Genomic DNA, 16,172 nt, shown 5'->3' with positions numbered 1-16,172 from the left:
TACTAGCCTCGGACGATGGCGATGATCGCAGTCGTGGGCCCGGGAGCCATCGGCACGACCGTGACGGCGGCACTGCATGAGGCCGGCCGTACCCCGATGATCTGTGGCCGCACCGCGCGGGAACACCTCGAGCTGCATTCGGAAGAAGGTCGCGTCGTCGTGCCGGGGCCGGTGCGGACCGACCCGGCACAGGCTGACGGACCGGTCGACCTCGTCCTCCTCGCCGTCAAGTCGACGCAGGTCGAGGCGGCGGCGCCATGGTTGACGGCACTGTGCGGCGCGGACACCGTTGTCTGTGCTCTGCAGAACGGCGTCGAGCAGGAATCGATCGTCGCGTCTCACCTCTCCGGCGCCCGGGTCATCCCCTCGGTCGTGTGGTTCCCCGCCCAGGCGCAGCCCGACGGTTCGGTGTGGTTGCGCGGCGAAGCGCGCCTCACCCTGCCGGACACGCCGGCGTCTCGTGTGGTGGTCGACGCTCTGCGCGGCACTCGGTGCTCGGTCGACCTGGCCACGGACTTCACGTCTGTGGCGTGGCGCAAGCTGCTGCAGAACGCGGTCGCCGGACTGATGGTCCTCACGGGCCGCCGCTCCGGTGTGTTCACCCGGGCCGATATCGCCGAGCTGTCTCTGGCCTACCTTCGGGAGTGCCTGGAGGTCGCCCGGGCCGAGGGCGCGGCACTGGGCGACGAGGTGCCGCAGGAGATCCTGGACGGCCTCCAGGCCTACCCGGCCGATCTGGGCAGCTCCATCCTCGCCGACCGCGAAGCCGGCCGGCCGCTCGAATGGGACACCCGCAACGGTGTCGTGCTGCGCCGCGGACGGGCCCACGGCATCCCGACGCCGATCAGCGATTTGGTGGTCCCACTCCTCGCGGCCGCCAGCGATGGCCCCGGCTGACTCCTGGCGGCACGCGCCGGCTCACTGCCGGTGAGAGTCGCCGGATCCGCGTCTCAGCCTCGCCGCGATGGCGTAGTCGATCCGCACATCGCGGTAGACCACCTTCTCGGCCACCTGGTCCGGGAGGTTCGTACGGACGCTGCCGGACGTCGAGTCGGAGTCGGCGTCCCCGGTGAATTCCACGGAGGTGTCGGGAACCGCGTGGAAGCGGAGCTCATCCGCCCGCACGGTCGCCCTGAACACGATCTCCGCCGACCGCCGCAGGCTCCGCCGGGGGTAGGCGCCGGTCACGGGCGATCCTCCCCTCGGCGCGGGCCACGGGCCGGGGTCCGGGTGCGCTTGGACGCCGCCTGCAGGAGCGCCCGGCCGAGTTCGCGGACCGACTCCTCGGTCTCCCGCAGAGCGCCGTGGAGTGCCGTCGTCTCCGCCCCCTCGTCTGGGCCCACGCGGGGCGCCGGTTCGGTCTCGGCCGGGTGGCCGGCCCTGGGGCGCCGCCGGGCCTCCCGCTCCCGCCGCGGCGTACCGCCCCCCGCGTCGCGCGCCAGGCCCTCGGCCGCCGGAGCGCTCTCGCCCACGGACCGGACGGTCTCGCCGGCGGCTCCGGCCGCGTTCTGGACGGCCCCGCCCGTACCTCGGCCGACCTCGCCGGCGGCTCCGGCCGCGTTCCGGACGGCCCCGCCCGTACCTCGGCCGACCTCGCCGACCGTGCCACCGGCGCCTTCGCCCACGTCCTCCACCGCGCCGCCGACGCCTTTCCCCACGTCTCCCAGCGCGCCGCCGGCGCCCCTGCCCACGTCCTCCACCGTGCCACCGACGCCCTTGCCCACGTCCTCCAGTGCGCCGCCGGCGCCCTTCCCCACGTCCTCCAGTGCGCCGCCGGCGCCTGCGCCCACGTCCTCCACGGCACCGGCCACGCCTGTGCCCAGGTCGCCGACGGCCCGCCCGGCACCGCCGCCGACGTCCCGTACGGCCGACTCCAGGCCACGGCCGATGTTCTGGAGGATCTCGGGATTGCGATCGATCGTGGTGAGGACGCGGTCGACGATGTCGGCCACGTTGTCCAACCGGACCTCGAGGATCGCCTGCGCCTCCACCCCGGTGATCTCCAGGTTGACCTTGCCGAGGGACACGTCCGCGCCGACGTTGAGGCGGAGAAGGTCAAGGACGGCGGCGTCGAGGGACACGTGGGCCTCGAGGTTCTCGACGTCCAGATGGATCTCGTCGACCTTGAGGATCGGGACGTCGAGATAGACGTCCGGTCCCTCGCTCGCTGCCCGCTTCGGCGGCGGCCCGTCGCGGTAGGTCCCCTTCTTCACGCGGCGCTCGCCGGCGAGCTCTCGTCCGAGTTCGGGCTCTCGCCCGCGGTCGGGTTCCCGTCTTTTCGGTGCGCTCTCGACCATGATGGTCCCCCTCGCCCCCGAATACCCCGCTACCCGAGCCTCTGATCGGCGAAACGCTCCCCCCGAAGAGGCCTGGCTCGGCGTCAAGACCCCTCATCAAAGTTTCAGAAAACTTGCGAAAGAAGCCCGGGAGAGTCCGGTGGTCTTACCGCAACGGTCTGCCATCCCGAACCGCCGTTCAGCGGTAGATTCGACGTCGTGAGCACGCGCCTGGCGGACATCGCCGCCCAAGCCGGAGTGAGCGAGGCCACGGTCAGCCGGGTCCTCAACGGCAAGCCGGGAGTCGCGCCCGCGACCCGGCAGGCGGTCGTCGAGGCGCTCGACTCCTTCGGCTACGAGCGCCCGGCCCGCCTGCGGCAGCCGCGCGCCGGCCTGATCGGCCTCATCGTCGCCGACCTGTCCAACCCGATCTTCCCGGCCTTCGCCGAGGTGATCGAGAACACCCTGGCCGTGCACGGCTACACGGCGGTGCTGTGCGCGCTGGCGCCCGGCGGCATCAACGAGGACGACTACACCGACCTGCTGCTGGAGCGCGGGGTCTCGGGCATCATCTTCGTGTCCGGCCTGCACGGCGACTCCCAGGCCGACCACGGCCGCTACAAGCGGCTCACCGACCGGGGCCTGCCGATCGTGCTGATCAACGGCTACACCCCCGAGGTCGACGCGACCTTCGTCTCCAGCGACGAGTCCGGGTCGATGGAGCTCGCCGTCGAGCACCTGGTGCAGCTGGGGCACCGCCGGATCGGCCTCGCGGTCGGGCAGGAGCGGTTCGTGCCGGTGATCCGCAAGACGGAGGGGTACCGCAAGGGGATGGCCGACCGGCTCGGCGTCACCGACGTGGACCGCTGGATCGCCAACACCATCTTCACGATCGAGGGCGGCGAGGCCGCCGCCCGCCAGTTGCTCGACAGCCACTGCACGGCGATCTGCTGCGCCAGCGACATGATGGCGATCGGCGCGATCCGCGCCGTGCGCCAGCAGGGCCTGCGGGTGCCCGAGGACGTCTCCGTCGTCGGCTTCGACGACTCGCCGCTGATGGGCTACATCGACCCGCCGCTGACCACGGTCCGCCAGCCGGTGCGGGAGATGGCGCTCGTGGCCGTCCGCAGCCTCCTCGACGAGATCCAGGGCGTCGGGTCGCCCCACACTGAGCTCGTCTTCCGCCCGGAGCTCGTGGTCCGCCGCTCGACCGGTCCGGTGGCGGCCGACGCGGAGTAGCGCATTTCACAAGTTTTCCGCAAGTATTTCAATCAGGCTTCACCGCTGTTACATTCTGCGCAACCCGAATGATGCTCGGGGGGTGACGCACGCTGTCGTCCTTGCGGAGGAGTTGCGGAATGCGCCGTGAAGGAATGGTCCTGACTCAGCAGTTCGCCGACCCGGCCGGGTCCGCCGATCGCGACGCGCGATGGTGGCGTGATGCGGTCATCTACCAGATCTACCTGCGCAGCTTCGCGGACGGCGACGGGGACGGCGTCGGTGATCTGCTCGGTGCCCGCAGCCGGTTGCGCTACCTGTCCTGGCTCGGCGTGGACGCGCTGTGGCTCACCCCGTTCTATCGGTCGCCGATGGCGGACGGCGGCTACGACGTGGCCGACTACCGCGCGGTCGACCCGGAGTTCGGCACCCTCGGCGACGCCGAGGCCCTGATCCATGAGGCGCACCGGTACGGCCTGAAGGTCATCGTCGACATCGTGCCCAACCACACCTCCGTCGCCCACCCCTGGTTCGAGAAGGCGGTCACCGCCGGACCGGGCTCGCCCGACCGCGACCGGTACATCTTCCGGCCGGGCCGAGGCGACCTCCCGCCCAACGACTGGGAGTCCATCTTCGGCGGTCCCGCCTGGACCCGCCTGCCGGACGGCGAGTGGTACCTCCACCTGTTCGCCCCCGAGCAGCCCGACCTCAACTGGGAGAACCCCGAGGTCCACGCTGAGTTCGAGGACATCATGCGGTTCTGGCTCGACCGGGGCGTGGACGGCTTCCGCGTCGACGTCGCGCACGGCATGGTCAAGGCCGAGGGCCTGCCGGACGCCGGGCACACCGGCCAGATCCAGATGCTCGGCCACGCCGAGCTGCCCTACTTCGACCAGGACGGCGTGCACGAGATCCACCGGTCTTGGCGGCGCCTGCTGGACTCCTACGGAGGCATCGCGGTCGCCGAGGCGTGGGCGCCGAACGCCGAGCGGCTCTCGCACTACGTACGCCCCGACGAGCTGCACCAGGCGTTCAACTTCCACTATCTGCAGGCCGGCTGGTCCGCCGCCGCCCTGCGGCGGGTCATCGACGACTCGCTCGCCGCGACCGGCCTGGTCGGCGCGCCGACGACCTGGGTGCTGTCCAACCACGACGTCCAGCGCCATGTCACGCGGTACGGCGGCGGCGAGCTGGGCCTGCGACGGGCGCGGGCGGCGGCCCTGCTCACGCTCGCGCTGCCCGGCTCCACCTACGTCTACCAGGGTGAGGAGCTCGGCCTGCCCGAGGTCACCGACCTGCCGAAGGAGTACCTCCTCGACCCGCAGTGGGGCAACGGCCTCGGGCGGGAGGGCTGCCGGGTGCCGATTCCGTGGGCCTACGCCGAGCCGCCGTTCGGGTTCGGCCCGCCGACGACGGAGGAGACCTGGCTGCCGGTCCCGCCGGAGTGGCGCGAGCTCACGGTGACGGCCCAGGCCGGCGATCCGCACTCGATGCTGCGGCTGTACCGCGACGCGCTCCGGCTGCGCAGGGAACACCCGGCCCTCGGCGACGGGGGGCTGCGCTGGCTCGACGCGCCGGAGGACGTCCTGCTGTTCGAGCGCGACCCCGGCTTCGTGTGCGCGGTCAACATCGGCGCCGTCCCCGTACGGCTCGATGTCGATGGAACGGTCCTTTTGGCGAGTGGGCAGGTCGGCGACGGTGAGCTGCCCCCCGACACGGCCGTTTGGTGGACCCGCCGGTAACCGTCCGGACCCCGCGGACCGGCCGCCGTTTCTCGGTGGCCGGTCCTTTTCGTTCGGGGTGCAGAACGCGGAGCGGTCGTCACTTCCGAGAGCAGTGCTCTTGACGCGCGATCCTCCGCTCGTGCACACTGCTCTTGAACGAGAGCACCGCTCTCAAAATTGAAGGAGCGAATCATGGCCGCCGAACCCCGGGTCATCAAGGGCAACAACCTCATGGACCGCGTCTCCCGCCGGCTGGTCAGCGGCCTGACCCGCATGGGGATCAGCCTGCTGGGCTCGCGCGTCCTCTACGTCCGCGGGCGCAAGAGCGGCGAGTGGCGCACCACGCCGGTCAACCTCCTCGTCCACGAGGGCGAGCGCTACCTCGTCGCCCCGCGCGGCCACACGCAGTGGGTCCGCAACATGCGCGTGTCGGGCGGCGGCGAGCTCCACCTCGGCCGCCGGGTCGAGGTCTTCACCGCCACGGAGGTGGCCGACGGCGGCAAGCCGGAGATCCTGCGGGCCTACCTGCGGCGCTGGAAGTTCGAGGTGGGCATGTTCTTCGACGGCGTCGGCCCGGACGCCTCCGACGAGAAGCTGCTCGAGATCGCTCCCGGCTACCCCGTCTTCCGCCTGGGCTGAGCGCCTCCATATACCTATCAGTACGCAATGCGTGGTTTTTTAACCACTGTTTAGGACAAGCAAGCATTTGCCAGACGAAGAATAATAAGCTTTGCTTAGTGTGTGGACGAGGATGAGACGCGGTCGATCGCGAGCACGCTGCGCCAGGCGATGGGGCAGCTCGGCCGCCGGCTGCGCGCCGAGCGCGTCAGCTACGGCCTGAGCCGCAGCAGGCTCAGCCTGCTCAACCTGCTGGCGCTGAACGGCCCGATGACCGCCTCCGCGATGGCCGCCGCCGAGCGTCTGCAACCGCAGTCGCTGACGCGGATGCTCTCCCGGCTCGAGGTCGACGGCCTGATCGTCCGGAGCCCGGATGACAAGGACCGCCGCCAGGTGCGGATCGAGATCACCCACAAGGGGGTCGCCGTGCTCGACGAGGACACCGTCAGAAGAGAGGCGTGGCTGACGAAGGCGATGGCCGAGCGGCTCACGCCGACCGAACGCGAGCTGCTCCGGCTGGCCGCGGGCCTGATGGAACGGCTCGCCGATGGCTGAGCGCGGCGGCACGCCGGGCGCACTCGCGGCAGGGGGCAGGGGCGGCTGGATCCGCCGGATGCTGCCGTTCGTGCTCCGGCAGCGCGGAAGCCTGCTCCGTACGTTCGTCGCGGGCCTGATCTGGGCGGGCGTGAGCACTCTGGTCCCGGTGGTCGAGCGCCACGTCGTCGACGACGTGATCCTGGCCTCCCGCGCGCCGCTCACGCCGTGGCTGGTGCTGCTGTTCGCCCTCGGCACCGTCGGCTTCGTGGCCGCGCGCACCCGCCGGTTCCACTCCTCGAAAATCATGCTCGAGGTCTCGTACGGGCTGCGCGGCGCCATCCACCGCGAGCTGCAGCGGCTCGACCTGCAGGCGCACAACGGGATGGCCACCGGCCAGCTCGTCTCCCGCGCCAACTCCGACATCAGCCTCGTGCTCACGGTGCTGCGGGTCCTGCCGACACTGACGAGCAACCTCGTGCTGATGATCGCCTCGCTCGGGGTGATGTTCGCCTTCTCGCCGTTGCTCGCGCTGATCAGCGTGGTCATCCTGCCGATCCTCGTCATCGGCGCCTACCGCATGCGCACGCGGCTCTACCCGGCGACCTGGGACATGCAGCAGCGGACCGGCGACGTCGCGCAGGTCGTCGACCAGGCGGTCACCGGTGTCCGCGTCGTCAAGGGGTTCGGGCAGGAGCGACGGGAGTTCGAGCGCCTCGCCGCCTCGGCCTCGGACCTGTACGGCTCCAGCATGCGGGCCATCCGCCTTCAGGCGCGCTACCAGCCGCTGCTGGAGTCGATCCCGACGTTCGGTCAGGTCGGGGTGCTCGCGCTGGGCGGCTGGCTGGCCCTGCACGACAAGATCACCGTTGGCACGTTTCTGGCGTTCGCCTCGTATTTGGTGCTGCTGATCAACCCCGCGCGGCTGATCGCGCGGATGCTCAGCGCGGCCCCGCAGGCCCGCGCCGGCGCGGAGCGCATCTTCGAACTCCTCGACACGACGCCCGCGGTGATCGACGCGCCCGGAGCGCGTGAACTGCCCCGGCTGCGCGGCGAGATCTCCTTCGAGAACGTGCGGTTCGGCTTCTGGCGGTCCGAGCCGGTCCTGGACGGCTTCGACCTGCGGATCGCCCCCGGCGAGGTCGTCGCGCTGGTCGGCGCGTCCGGGTCGGGCAAGTCCACCGCCGCGCACCTGCTGTCGCGGTTCCACGATCCCCAGGAGGGGGCCGTACGCGTCGACGGCCACGACGTCCGGGAGGTCACGCTCGCCTCGCTGCGCTCGCAGATCGGCATGGTGTTCGAGGAGAGCTTCCTGTTCTCCGAGTCGCTGCGGGACAACATCGCCTACGGGCGGCCCGACGCGACCGACGCGGAGGTCGAGGCGGCGGCGCGCGCCGCCGAGGCGCACGAGTTCATCGCGCGGCTGCCCGAGGGCTACGACACCATCGTCGGCGAGCGCGGCCTGACGCTGTCCGGCGGCCAGCGCCAGCGGGTCGCCCTGGCCCGCGCCCTGCTGTCCGACCCGCGCATCCTCGTGCTCGACGACGCCACCAGCGCGGTCGACGCGAAGGTGGAGGAGAGCATCCACGCGACGCTGCGGCGCGTCATCCACCGGCACACGACCCTGCTCGTCGCGCACCGCCGGTCCACGCTCCGCCTCGCCGACCGGATCGCCGTGCTGGACGGCGGCCGGGTGATCGACGACGGCACGCACGCCGAGCTGATGAGCCGCTGCCCGCTCTACCGGCGCCTGCTGTCGGGCGAGGGCGACGACCTGGAGCCCGCGCCGGGCCCGGCCGCGCGCGCCGAGGCCGGGGACGAGCGCCGGCCGGGCATGGGCGGGGCCTTCGCCCACGACGACATGCTCCGGCGCGTCTCCGCGCTGCCGCCCTCCGACGACGTGCCCAAGGTCGACGTCGCACGCGAGTCGCAACCGGAGCCGCGGTTCACGCTCTGGCGGTTCCTGCGGCCGTACCGCGCCCCGCTCGGGCTGGGCCTGCTGCTCGTGATCCTCGACGCGCTGGCCGGCGTCGCCGGCCCGTACCTGTCCCGCGACGGCATCGACCAGGGCGTCCTCACCGGGTCGCAGCGGGCGCTGTTCCAGGCGGCGGGGATCTTCCTCGGGGTGGCGCTCGTGGACCTGGCGATCTCCCGCGCGGTCACGCTCGTGGCCGGGCGTACGGGGGAGCGGCTCATGTACGCGCTGCGGATCCGGGTCTGGGCCCAGTTGCAGCGGCTGGCCGTCGACTTCTATGACCGCGAGATGGCCGGGCGCATCATGACCCGGATGACCACCGACGTGAGCGCGTTCTCCTCCCTGTTGCAGGACGGCCTGATCAGCGCGGTCGCGTCGCTGTTCACGTTCGTGGGCGTCGCCGTGGCGATGTTCATCATGAGCCCGGTGCTGACGGGCGCCACCGCGCTCGTGCTGATCCCGTTGTTCGTCGCGACCGTGGCGTTCCGCCGGCTGTCGGCCGAGCCGTACCGGGAGGCGCGGGAGCGGATCGCGATCGTCAACGCCAGCCTCCAGGAGAGCATGGCGGGCGTACGGGAGTCGCAGGCGTTCACCCAGGAGAACCGCAGGCAGCGGGAGTTCAAGCGCGTCACCCGCGGGTACACCGACGCCCGCCTCGCCGCGCAGCGCCTCATCTCGCTGTACTTCCCGTTCGTCGACTTCCTGTCCGACGTGGCGGCGGTGGTCGTGCTGGCCCTCGGCTACCACATGGTGCGCGGCCACTCGCTGACGCCCGGCGAACTGATCGCGTTCGTGCTGTACGTCAACCTGTTCTTCTCCCCGATCCAGCAGCTCTCGGAGGTCTTCGACGACTGGCAGCAGGCGCGGGTGTCGATGGCCCGCATCCGGGACCTGATGGCCGAGCCGGTCGCGACGCCGGTCGCCGCCTCGCCCGTCGACCCCGGCCCGCTCCACGGGGAGATCCGGCTGGAGGGCGTGCGGTTCGGCTATCCGGGGGTCGAGGAGGAGGCGCTGCGGGAGGTCGACCTGACGATCGAGCCGGGGGAGACGGTGGCGCTCGTCGGCGCCACCGGCGCGGGCAAGTCGAGCCTGGTCAAGCTGCTGGCACGCTTCTATGACCCGCAGGGCGGCCGGATCGTCATCGACGGCCATGATCTGCGCGACCTCGACCTGGACGCCTACCGGCGCCGGCTCGGGTACGTCCCGCAGGAGACGTTCCTGTTCCGCGGCACCGTCCACGAGAACATCGCGTACGGGCGGCCGGACGCCTCCGCCGACGAGGTCGAGCGGGCGGCCCGCGCCGTCGGCGCGCACGACCTGATCATGCGGCTGCCCGGCGGCTACGACCACGAGATCGCCGAACGCGGCGCCACCCTGTCGGCCGGGCAGCGGCAGCTCATCTGCCTGGCGCGCGCCGAACTGGTCGACCCGGCGATCCTGCTGCTCGACGAGGCCACCGCCAACCTCGACCTGGCCACGGAGGCCCGCGTCACCCGGGCGATGAACAGCGTCGCCGCCGGGCGTACGACCGTGCTGATCGCGCACCGGCTGCAGACGGCCCGGCACGCCGACCGGATCGTCGTGATGGCGCACGGCCGGGTGGTCGAGGACGGCACGCACGACCAGCTGCTGCGCGACCGCGGCCAGTACGCTTCACTGTGGCAGGCGGCCTGACGACCGAGTGACCTGGGGGTAGAGACCGCGCGGATAGGGACTGCGCTACTGCGCGCCCCTATCCGCGCGGTCTCTTATCCTCGGGCCATGAGCCCGGAGCCGGTGGTGGTCGCGTGTTGGTGTTGAGCCTGCTCGGCGCGATCGCCGCAGCCGTGTGCTTCGGGGTCGCGAGCGTGATGCAGGCCGTGGCCGCGCGGACCGCGCCGGTCGGCGCGGGCGTCGATCCCCGGCTGCTGGTCCGCCTCCTCCGGCAGCTTCCGTTCGTGCTCGGCACCGCACTGGACATCCTGGGCTTCTTCGCCGAGCTGGCGGCGTTGCGCTCGCTGCCGCTGTTCGTCGTCCAGGCGGCGGTCGCGGCCAACCTCGCGGTGACCGCGGTGGTCGCGGTCCGCGTGTTGCACGTGCGGCTCAGCGGGCGCGAGTGGGCGGCGGTCGCGGCGGTCTGCGCCGGCCTGGCCATGCTCGGACTCTCCTCGGGCCATGAGAACCCGGCGGCGGTCAGCCTGCGGTTCAAGCTCGTGCTGCTGGGGTGCGTCGCGGTGGTCGGCGTCGGCGGCGCGGTGGCGGGGCGGCTCCGGGGCCGGGCGCGCTCCGCCGCGCTCGGCCTGGCCGCGGGCCTCGGCTTCGGCTTCGTCGCGATCGGCTCGCGCGTGGTCCGCAGCCTGGCGCCGTGGGACCTGATCCGCGATCCGGCCATGTACGTCGTCGCGGCGGGCGGCCTGGTGGCGTTCCTGTTCTTCGCGACGGCGCTGCAACGCGGCTCGGTGACCGTGACGACGGGCACCGTCGTGGTGGCCGAGACGCTGGTGCCCGCCCTCGTCGGCGTGCTCCTGCTGGGCGACCGGACCCGCGACGGGTACGTCGGCCTCGCGGCCGTGGGCTTCGCGCTGGCGGTGGCCGGCGCCCTGACCCTCGCCCGCTTCGGCGAACCGTCCGCGGAGCCGGCCGAAACCCCGCCCACCGGAGAGCCGACGAATCCGGTCAGATGATCACGTGATCACCGGGAAGGCGCCCTCGGAGGAGGCCGGTCGAAACCGCACCCGCCGATCGGCGCGGGCGCCTGCGCTATGCCGGACGGGACGCGTAGACGGCACCGGTGAAGGGCCGGGCGCCTCCGGTGTCGCGTTCGGGCCGGGGTGTCAGGCCCGCCGAGACGGCCCAGGCGTCGACCAGCCCGGCGGGCCAGGGCGCCTGGCCGCCGGTGAGCAGCACGACCGTGCCGCCGGGGCTGATGGCCCGGCCCAGCTCGCGGACCGTGTGCCGGGGGAACGGGAACGTCTGCGGATCGAGCCGGCAGACGAGCACGTGCGCGGCGGAGTCGGCGAACGGCAGGTCGATGCCGATGTCGGCGACGACGGGCGCGACCGCCGAGCGCTGCCCGGCCCGTCGCAGCGCCCGGCGCAGGGCGCGCGCCCCGCGGCGTCCGGGCACGGTCGCCTCGACGGACAGCCCGTCGACGACCAGCCGGGTGGCGAGATCGTGAAGGTGCGCGCCGACCAGACGCACCGGGCCGGTGCCGGTCGCCGCGGCCGTGGCGAGGAGACTGCCGAGAGCGACCTCGTCGAGCCGGTTACGGCCGGCCTCGGCCGCTGCGGGGCTGTTCACCGCGCGTCGGGGGACGAGAGGGCGGTATGGGGGTGGTGGATCACCGGGCCCCTCCTATGTCGCAAGTTTATGTGCAAGGTGCATACGTATCCTAATATGCACTGTTCGGCCAGGCCAGACGAGTCGCGGCCGACTTAGGTCTACTCACAGGATGCATACATGCGGCACGTTGATGTGGCAGTGGCAGGGCTCGGGCTCTCGGGAGCGGCGGTCGCCTGGGCGGCGACGCGGCGCGGGCACACCGTGGCGGCGTTCGAGGCGTACGTCCCGGGGCACCGGCGCGGCAGCTCGCACGGGCACGCGCGGATCTACCGCCGCGCGTACCTCGACCCGTTCTACATCGAGCTCACCGGGCGGGCCGGCCGGCTGTGGGAGCGGCTGGAGACCGAGGCGGGCGAACGGCTGCTCGACCGCGTCGGCGGCGTCGACCACGGGCCGGGCCGGGAGCCGGAGCGCATGGCGGCACTGCTGCGCGAGCACGGGGTCGCGGCCGAGCTGCTCGACCCGGCGGACGCGGCGGCCCGGTGGCCCGGCATCCGGTTCACCGGCCCCGTCGTACGCGACCCGGAGGGCGGGGTCGTCGATCCCGAGGCGGCGATCGCGGCGATGACCCGGCTCGCCGTGGCCGAGGGCGCCGACGCCGCGTACGAGACGCCCGTCCGCGACCTCGAACCGGACGGAGACGGCGTGCGGTTCCGCGCCGGCGGGGACACCTGGCACGCGCGGACCCTCGTCGTGGCGGCGGGCGCCTGGACCGGCCCACTGCTCGACGGGCTCGTCCCGCTGCCGCCGCTGACCGTCACCCAGCAGCAGGTCTTCTTCTTCGAGCCGCGCGAGCCCGGTCCCTGGCCGACGATCGTGCACAGCTCGTCAGGGGAGGGGCTGGACATCTACGCGCTGCCCGAGGGCCCCTGGGTCAAGCTCGGCGAGCACCTGGGCAGCACGGTCACCACCGCCGACGCCCGCGACTTCACGGTGGACCCGGAGGCGCGCGAGCGTGCGCTCGCGTACGTGCGGGAGTGGCTGCCCGGCCTCGACCCGGCGCCGCGCTCGGAGGTGACGTGCCTGTACACCTGGGCGCCGGGGGAGGACTTCGTGCTCGACCGCCACGGCCCGATCGTCGTCTGCTCGCCCTGCTCGGGGCACGGCGCGAAGTTCGCCCCGCTCATCGGCGAGCTCGTCACCGATCTGTTGGAAGGAACGCCGCCGATCGACCGTTTTGCCCTCCGGCCGCCGCAGGCCCAGTAGGTTCTCCCCATGGACAAGGAACGGGTGGCCGCGTGGATCGACGGCTACGAGCGGGCTTGGCGCACCCCGGGCACCGAGTCGCTGGCCGAGCTCTTCACCGCGGACGCCGCCTACCGGCAGGGCCCGTACGACGAACCCCTCGCCGGTCTGCCGGAGATCGTCGACATGTGGGAAGAGGAACGCACCGGCCCCGACGAGGTCTTCGAGATGACCAGCGAGATCGTCGCGGTCGACGGCGACACGGCCGTGGCGCGGGTGGAGGTGACGTACGGCGAGCCGGACCACGAGGAGTTCCGCGACCTGTGGATCCTGCGCTTCGCCGAGGACGGCCGCTGCCGCTCCTTCGAGGAGTGGTGGTCCACGCCCGACTAAGAGCCCGCTCTCAGCCCGCGCGCTCTAAAGAGCCGCGCCTCCGGGAGGGACGACCGGGAGGCCCGACGGGGCGCCCGACTCGATGAGCTTGGTCAGCGCCTCGGTGTCGAGATGGTGTTCGACGAGGTCGCCGAGGGCGTCGAGTTGGGCCTCGCGCAGCGCGGCGAAGTCGGTGTCCGGCGCGGGCGTGAAGTCGCGCCCCGCCGTACGGGCGACGTCGGCGAGGAACGCCCGGCGGAACCCGTTGTTCTCCAGCGCCCCGTGCCAGGTCGTCCCCCACACGGAGCCCTCGCGGCAGCCGTCGAGGAACGCTTCGCCGCCCTCCACGGCGACGATCCCGTGGTGGATCTCGTACGCCTCCACCGGCTCGCCGTACGCCGAGCCGGCCGGGCGGCGCAACGTCTTGTCCGGGGCGAACTCCACGCGCGCCGGCAGCAGGGCGAGCCCCGCGACGGCCCCGGCACAGGACTCGACGTCGTCGAGGATCTCCCGCGCCAGCATCTGGTAGCCGCCGCAGATGCCGAGCACCGGCCGTCCGGCTCGGGCGCGCCGGACGATCTCGGCGGCGAGGCCGCGCTCGTGCAGCCAGCCGAGGTCGGAGACGGTGGCGCGCGAGCCGGGCAGCACGATCAGGTCGGCGTCGGCGAGCTCGCCCGGCGTCGTGGCGTACGAGACGATCACCCCGGGCTCGGCCGCCAGCGCGTCCACGTCGGTGAAGTTGGAGATCCGCGGTAGCCGTACCACCGCGACGCGCAGGGTGCCCTCGCCCGCCCGCGGCGCCGTACGGCGTCCGTCCAGCGCCAGGGAGTCCTCGACGTCGAGGCCGAGACCCTCCAGCCAGGGCAGCACTCCGTAGACGTCCCGGCCGGTCAGCGCGGTGATCTGGGCCAGGCCCGGAGCGAGCAGCTCGGGGGCGCCGCGGAACTTGTTGATGACGAAGCCGGCGACGAGCCGCTGGTCCTCCGGCTCGAGCAGCCCGACCGTCCCGTACAGCGCGGCGAACACCCCGCCGCGGTCGATGTCGCCGACGACGATCACCGGCAGCCCGGCGGCGCGCGCCAGCCCCATGTTGGCCAGGTCGCCGCGCCGCAGGTTGATCTCGGCCGGGCTCCCGGCCCCCTCGCAGATCACCACGTCGTACTCCGCGCGCAGCCGGGCCAGGCTGGCCGTGACCACCTGGCGGAGCCGCGCCCGGTGCTCGCCGTACCCCAGGGCGTCCACCTCGGCGACCGGGCGGCCGAGCACGACGACCTGGCTGCGGCGGTCGGAGCCGGGCTTGAGCAGCACCGGGTTCATGTCGGCGGTCGGCTCGACGCGTGCGGCGGCGGCCTGCATGACCTGCGCCCGCCCGATCTCCGCGCCGTCGGCGGTGACCATCGAGTTGAGCGACATGTTCTGCGCCTTGAACGGTGCGACGCGCACCCCCTGGCGGGCCAGCCAGCGGCACAGTCCGGCCGTCAGCACGCTCTTGCCCGCGTCGGAGGTCGTCCCGGCGACCAGCAGCGCGCCCTTCACCGGCCACGCCCGAACGCGAGACGGGCGCCGGCCGCCAGGCCCGCGGCGGCGAACCCGACCGCACGCGACAGCCGTACGGCACGGCGGATGTCGTCGGGCTCGGGCGGGCGGCCGTCGCCCAGCTCGGGCCGGTGCTCGACGCGGCTGCCGTAGACGTTGACGCCGCCGAGCCGCACGCCGAGCGCGCCGGCGAAGGCCGCCTCGCAGCGACCGGCGTTCGGGCTGGGGTGCGCGGCGCCGTCACGGCGGAGCACGCGGTACGCCTCGCGCGGCGAGCCCCCGGCCAGCGGCGCGCAGACGACCGTGAGCAGCCCGGTGAGCCGCGCCGGGACCCAGTTGGCGACGTCGTCGGCGCGCGCGGCGGCCCAGCCGAAGTTCGCGTAGCGGGGGCTGCGGTGGCCGACCATCGCGTCCAGCGTGTTGACCGCGCGGTAGCCGAGCAGGCCGGGCGTGCCGAGGAGGGCGCCCCAGAACAGCGGTGCGACCGCGGCGTCGGAGGTGTTCTCGGCGACCGACTCGACGGTGGCGCGCGTGATCTCCTTCGCGTCGAGGGCCTCCGGGTCGCGCCCGCACAGGTGCGGCAGCCGGGCGCGTGCGGCCTCGACGTCGCCGGCCTCCAGCGCCGCCCGCATCGCCCGGCCCTCGCACGCCAGGGAGGTGCCGCCGAGGACCGCCCAGGTCGCGGCGGCGACCGGCACCGTACGGCCACGGGCCACCGCTCCGAGCCCGGCCGCGCCGAGGACGCAGACTCCGGCGAACACCGCGCCGCGGACCTTCGAGTCGCCGTACAGGCGGCGTTCGAGCGCCGCCGCCACCCGTCCGAACGCGGCCACCGGATGCCCGCGCCGCGGGTCACCGGTCAGCGCGTCCAGCGTCGCCCCGGCGACCAGACCCCGTGCGATCGTCATGAGACAGACCTTAGAGGGAGCCGTCGCCGATGAGCTCCTGCAGGCGTCCCATCGCGCGGGCACCGGCGATGACGTCCGCGTAGTCGCGGCTGTGCCGGATCAGGCCGTCGCGAATGGTCATGACCATGATGTACCTGCCGGACACCCGCTCGCCCGATTCCCGTAGCCGGCGGTGCAGCGTGTATTCGGCGACGACGACCTCCGGATCGGTGGTCTGGTGGATCGAGATCTGATCGGCGCCCTCGATCCGCCACGTCTTCTCGGCGGACTTGAACCGGGCGCGGAAGACCTCGCGTCCCTGGGACGTCGACGGAACGCCGGGCGGTGCGAACGGAATCTCGATCACCGCGTCTTCCGCGTAGAGATCCGCCAGCTCGTCGTAGGCGCCGCGTGACGAGGCCTCGAGAAAGCGGTGAGTGATGTCCAGCGCGGTGGGCTTCTGGGTGGGCACGACGGTTCTCCTTGTCGCTGCGAACCACTAAGCGGAACGAACGCCCCGCTTTCC

General features: G+C 72.7%; 15 protein-coding genes. 9 read left to right on the top strand and 6 right to left on the bottom strand.

The features are described from left to right. Positions 1-15: 15 nt before the first annotated feature. Positions 16-897 (top strand): oxidoreductase, encoded by an 882-nt coding sequence (locus tag ABEA10_RS35810; protein ID WP_345471630.1) that lies wholly within the window; start codon positions 16-18, stop codon positions 895-897. Positions 898-918: 21 nt separating this feature from the next. Here ABEA10_RS35810 and ABEA10_RS35805 read toward each other — a convergent pair whose 3' ends face one another. Further along, positions 919-1,188: a hypothetical protein gene (locus tag ABEA10_RS35805; RefSeq protein WP_345471628.1), complete on the bottom strand. Its 270-nt coding sequence runs from the start codon at positions 1,186-1,188 to the stop codon at positions 919-921. Continuing rightward, positions 1,185-2,297, bottom strand: coding sequence for a TrbL/VirB6 family protein (locus ABEA10_RS35800; RefSeq protein WP_345471626.1), 1,113 nt, complete (start codon positions 2,295-2,297; stop codon positions 1,185-1,187). The genes ABEA10_RS35805 and ABEA10_RS35800 overlap by 4 nt, the downstream gene beginning before the upstream one ends. Before the next feature lie 198 nt (positions 2,298-2,495). On the opposite strand from ABEA10_RS35800, the gene ABEA10_RS35795 reads away from it, so the two are divergent. From ABEA10_RS35795 to ABEA10_RS35770, 6 genes are all read left to right on the top strand, one after another. Then, the gene (locus tag ABEA10_RS35795) at positions 2,496-3,515 is read left to right on the top strand and encodes a LacI family DNA-binding transcriptional regulator (protein ID WP_345471624.1); all 1,020 of its coding nucleotides are present in this window, start codon (positions 2,496-2,498) and stop codon (positions 3,513-3,515) included. Between the two features lie 134 nt (positions 3,516-3,649). After that, the gene (locus ABEA10_RS35790; RefSeq protein ID WP_345471792.1) at positions 3,650-5,236 is read left to right on the top strand and encodes a glycoside hydrolase family 13 protein; all 1,587 of its coding nucleotides are present in this window, start codon (positions 3,650-3,652) and stop codon (positions 5,234-5,236) included. 174 nt (positions 5,237-5,410) lie between these two features. Beyond that, a complete protein-coding gene (locus tag ABEA10_RS35785) occupies positions 5,411-5,857 on the top strand; it encodes a nitroreductase family deazaflavin-dependent oxidoreductase (protein WP_345471622.1) in 447 nt (148 codons plus the stop codon). A 102-nt stretch (positions 5,858-5,959) separates the two neighbouring features. Beyond that, positions 5,960-6,391 (top strand): MarR family winged helix-turn-helix transcriptional regulator, encoded by a 432-nt coding sequence (locus tag ABEA10_RS35780; RefSeq protein ID WP_345471620.1) that lies wholly within the window; start codon positions 5,960-5,962, stop codon positions 6,389-6,391. Then, entirely contained in the window at positions 6,384-10,019 is a 3,636-nt protein-coding gene (locus ABEA10_RS35775) for an ABC transporter ATP-binding protein (RefSeq protein ID WP_345471618.1), read from the top strand. The genes ABEA10_RS35780 and ABEA10_RS35775 overlap by 8 nt, the downstream gene beginning before the upstream one ends. A gap of 113 nt (positions 10,020-10,132) precedes the next feature. Next, a complete protein-coding gene (locus ABEA10_RS35770; protein WP_345471616.1) occupies positions 10,133-11,008 on the top strand; it encodes a hypothetical protein in 876 nt (291 codons plus the stop codon). 76 nt (positions 11,009-11,084) lie between these two features. On the opposite strand, the gene ABEA10_RS35765 is transcribed toward ABEA10_RS35770, so the two are convergent. Further along, positions 11,085-11,624 (bottom strand): hypothetical protein, encoded by a 540-nt coding sequence (locus tag ABEA10_RS35765; protein WP_345471614.1) that lies wholly within the window; start codon positions 11,622-11,624, stop codon positions 11,085-11,087. A gap of 159 nt (positions 11,625-11,783) precedes the next feature. Here ABEA10_RS35765 and ABEA10_RS35760 point away from each other — a divergent pair, with 159 nt between their 5' ends. Continuing rightward, on the top strand, positions 11,784-12,872 hold the full coding sequence (locus tag ABEA10_RS35760; RefSeq protein ID WP_345471612.1) for an FAD-dependent oxidoreductase: 1,089 nt from the start codon (positions 11,784-11,786) through the stop codon (positions 12,870-12,872). Between the two features lie 9 nt (positions 12,873-12,881). Beyond that, positions 12,882-13,244, top strand: coding sequence for a YybH family protein (locus ABEA10_RS35755; protein ID WP_345471610.1), 363 nt, complete (start codon positions 12,882-12,884; stop codon positions 13,242-13,244). A 24-nt stretch (positions 13,245-13,268) separates the two neighbouring features. On the opposite strand, the gene ABEA10_RS35750 is transcribed toward ABEA10_RS35755, so the two are convergent. The 3 genes from ABEA10_RS35750 to ABEA10_RS35740 are packed head-to-tail and all read right to left on the bottom strand — an operon-like array spanning position 13,269 to position 16,118. Then, positions 13,269-14,759, bottom strand: coding sequence for a cobyric acid synthase (locus ABEA10_RS35750; protein WP_345471608.1), 1,491 nt, complete (start codon positions 14,757-14,759; stop codon positions 13,269-13,271). Next, entirely contained in the window at positions 14,756-15,667 is a 912-nt protein-coding gene (locus tag ABEA10_RS35745) for a cobalamin biosynthesis protein (RefSeq protein ID WP_345471606.1), read from the bottom strand. Before ABEA10_RS35745 ends, ABEA10_RS35750 begins: the two co-directional genes overlap by 4 nt. Positions 15,668-15,677: 10 nt before the next feature. Beyond that, the gene (locus tag ABEA10_RS35740) at positions 15,678-16,118 is read right to left on the bottom strand and encodes a nuclear transport factor 2 family protein (protein WP_345471604.1); all 441 of its coding nucleotides are present in this window, start codon (positions 16,116-16,118) and stop codon (positions 15,678-15,680) included. Positions 16,119-16,172 lie beyond the last annotated feature (54 nt).

This window comes from Actinoallomurus oryzae, assembly GCF_039541955.1.
Lineage (GTDB): Bacteria > Actinomycetota > Actinomycetes > Streptosporangiales > Streptosporangiaceae > Actinoallomurus > Actinoallomurus oryzae.
The sequence above is the reverse complement of the archived record's forward strand: the minus strand, read 5'-3'. Positions and strand labels throughout refer to the sequence as shown.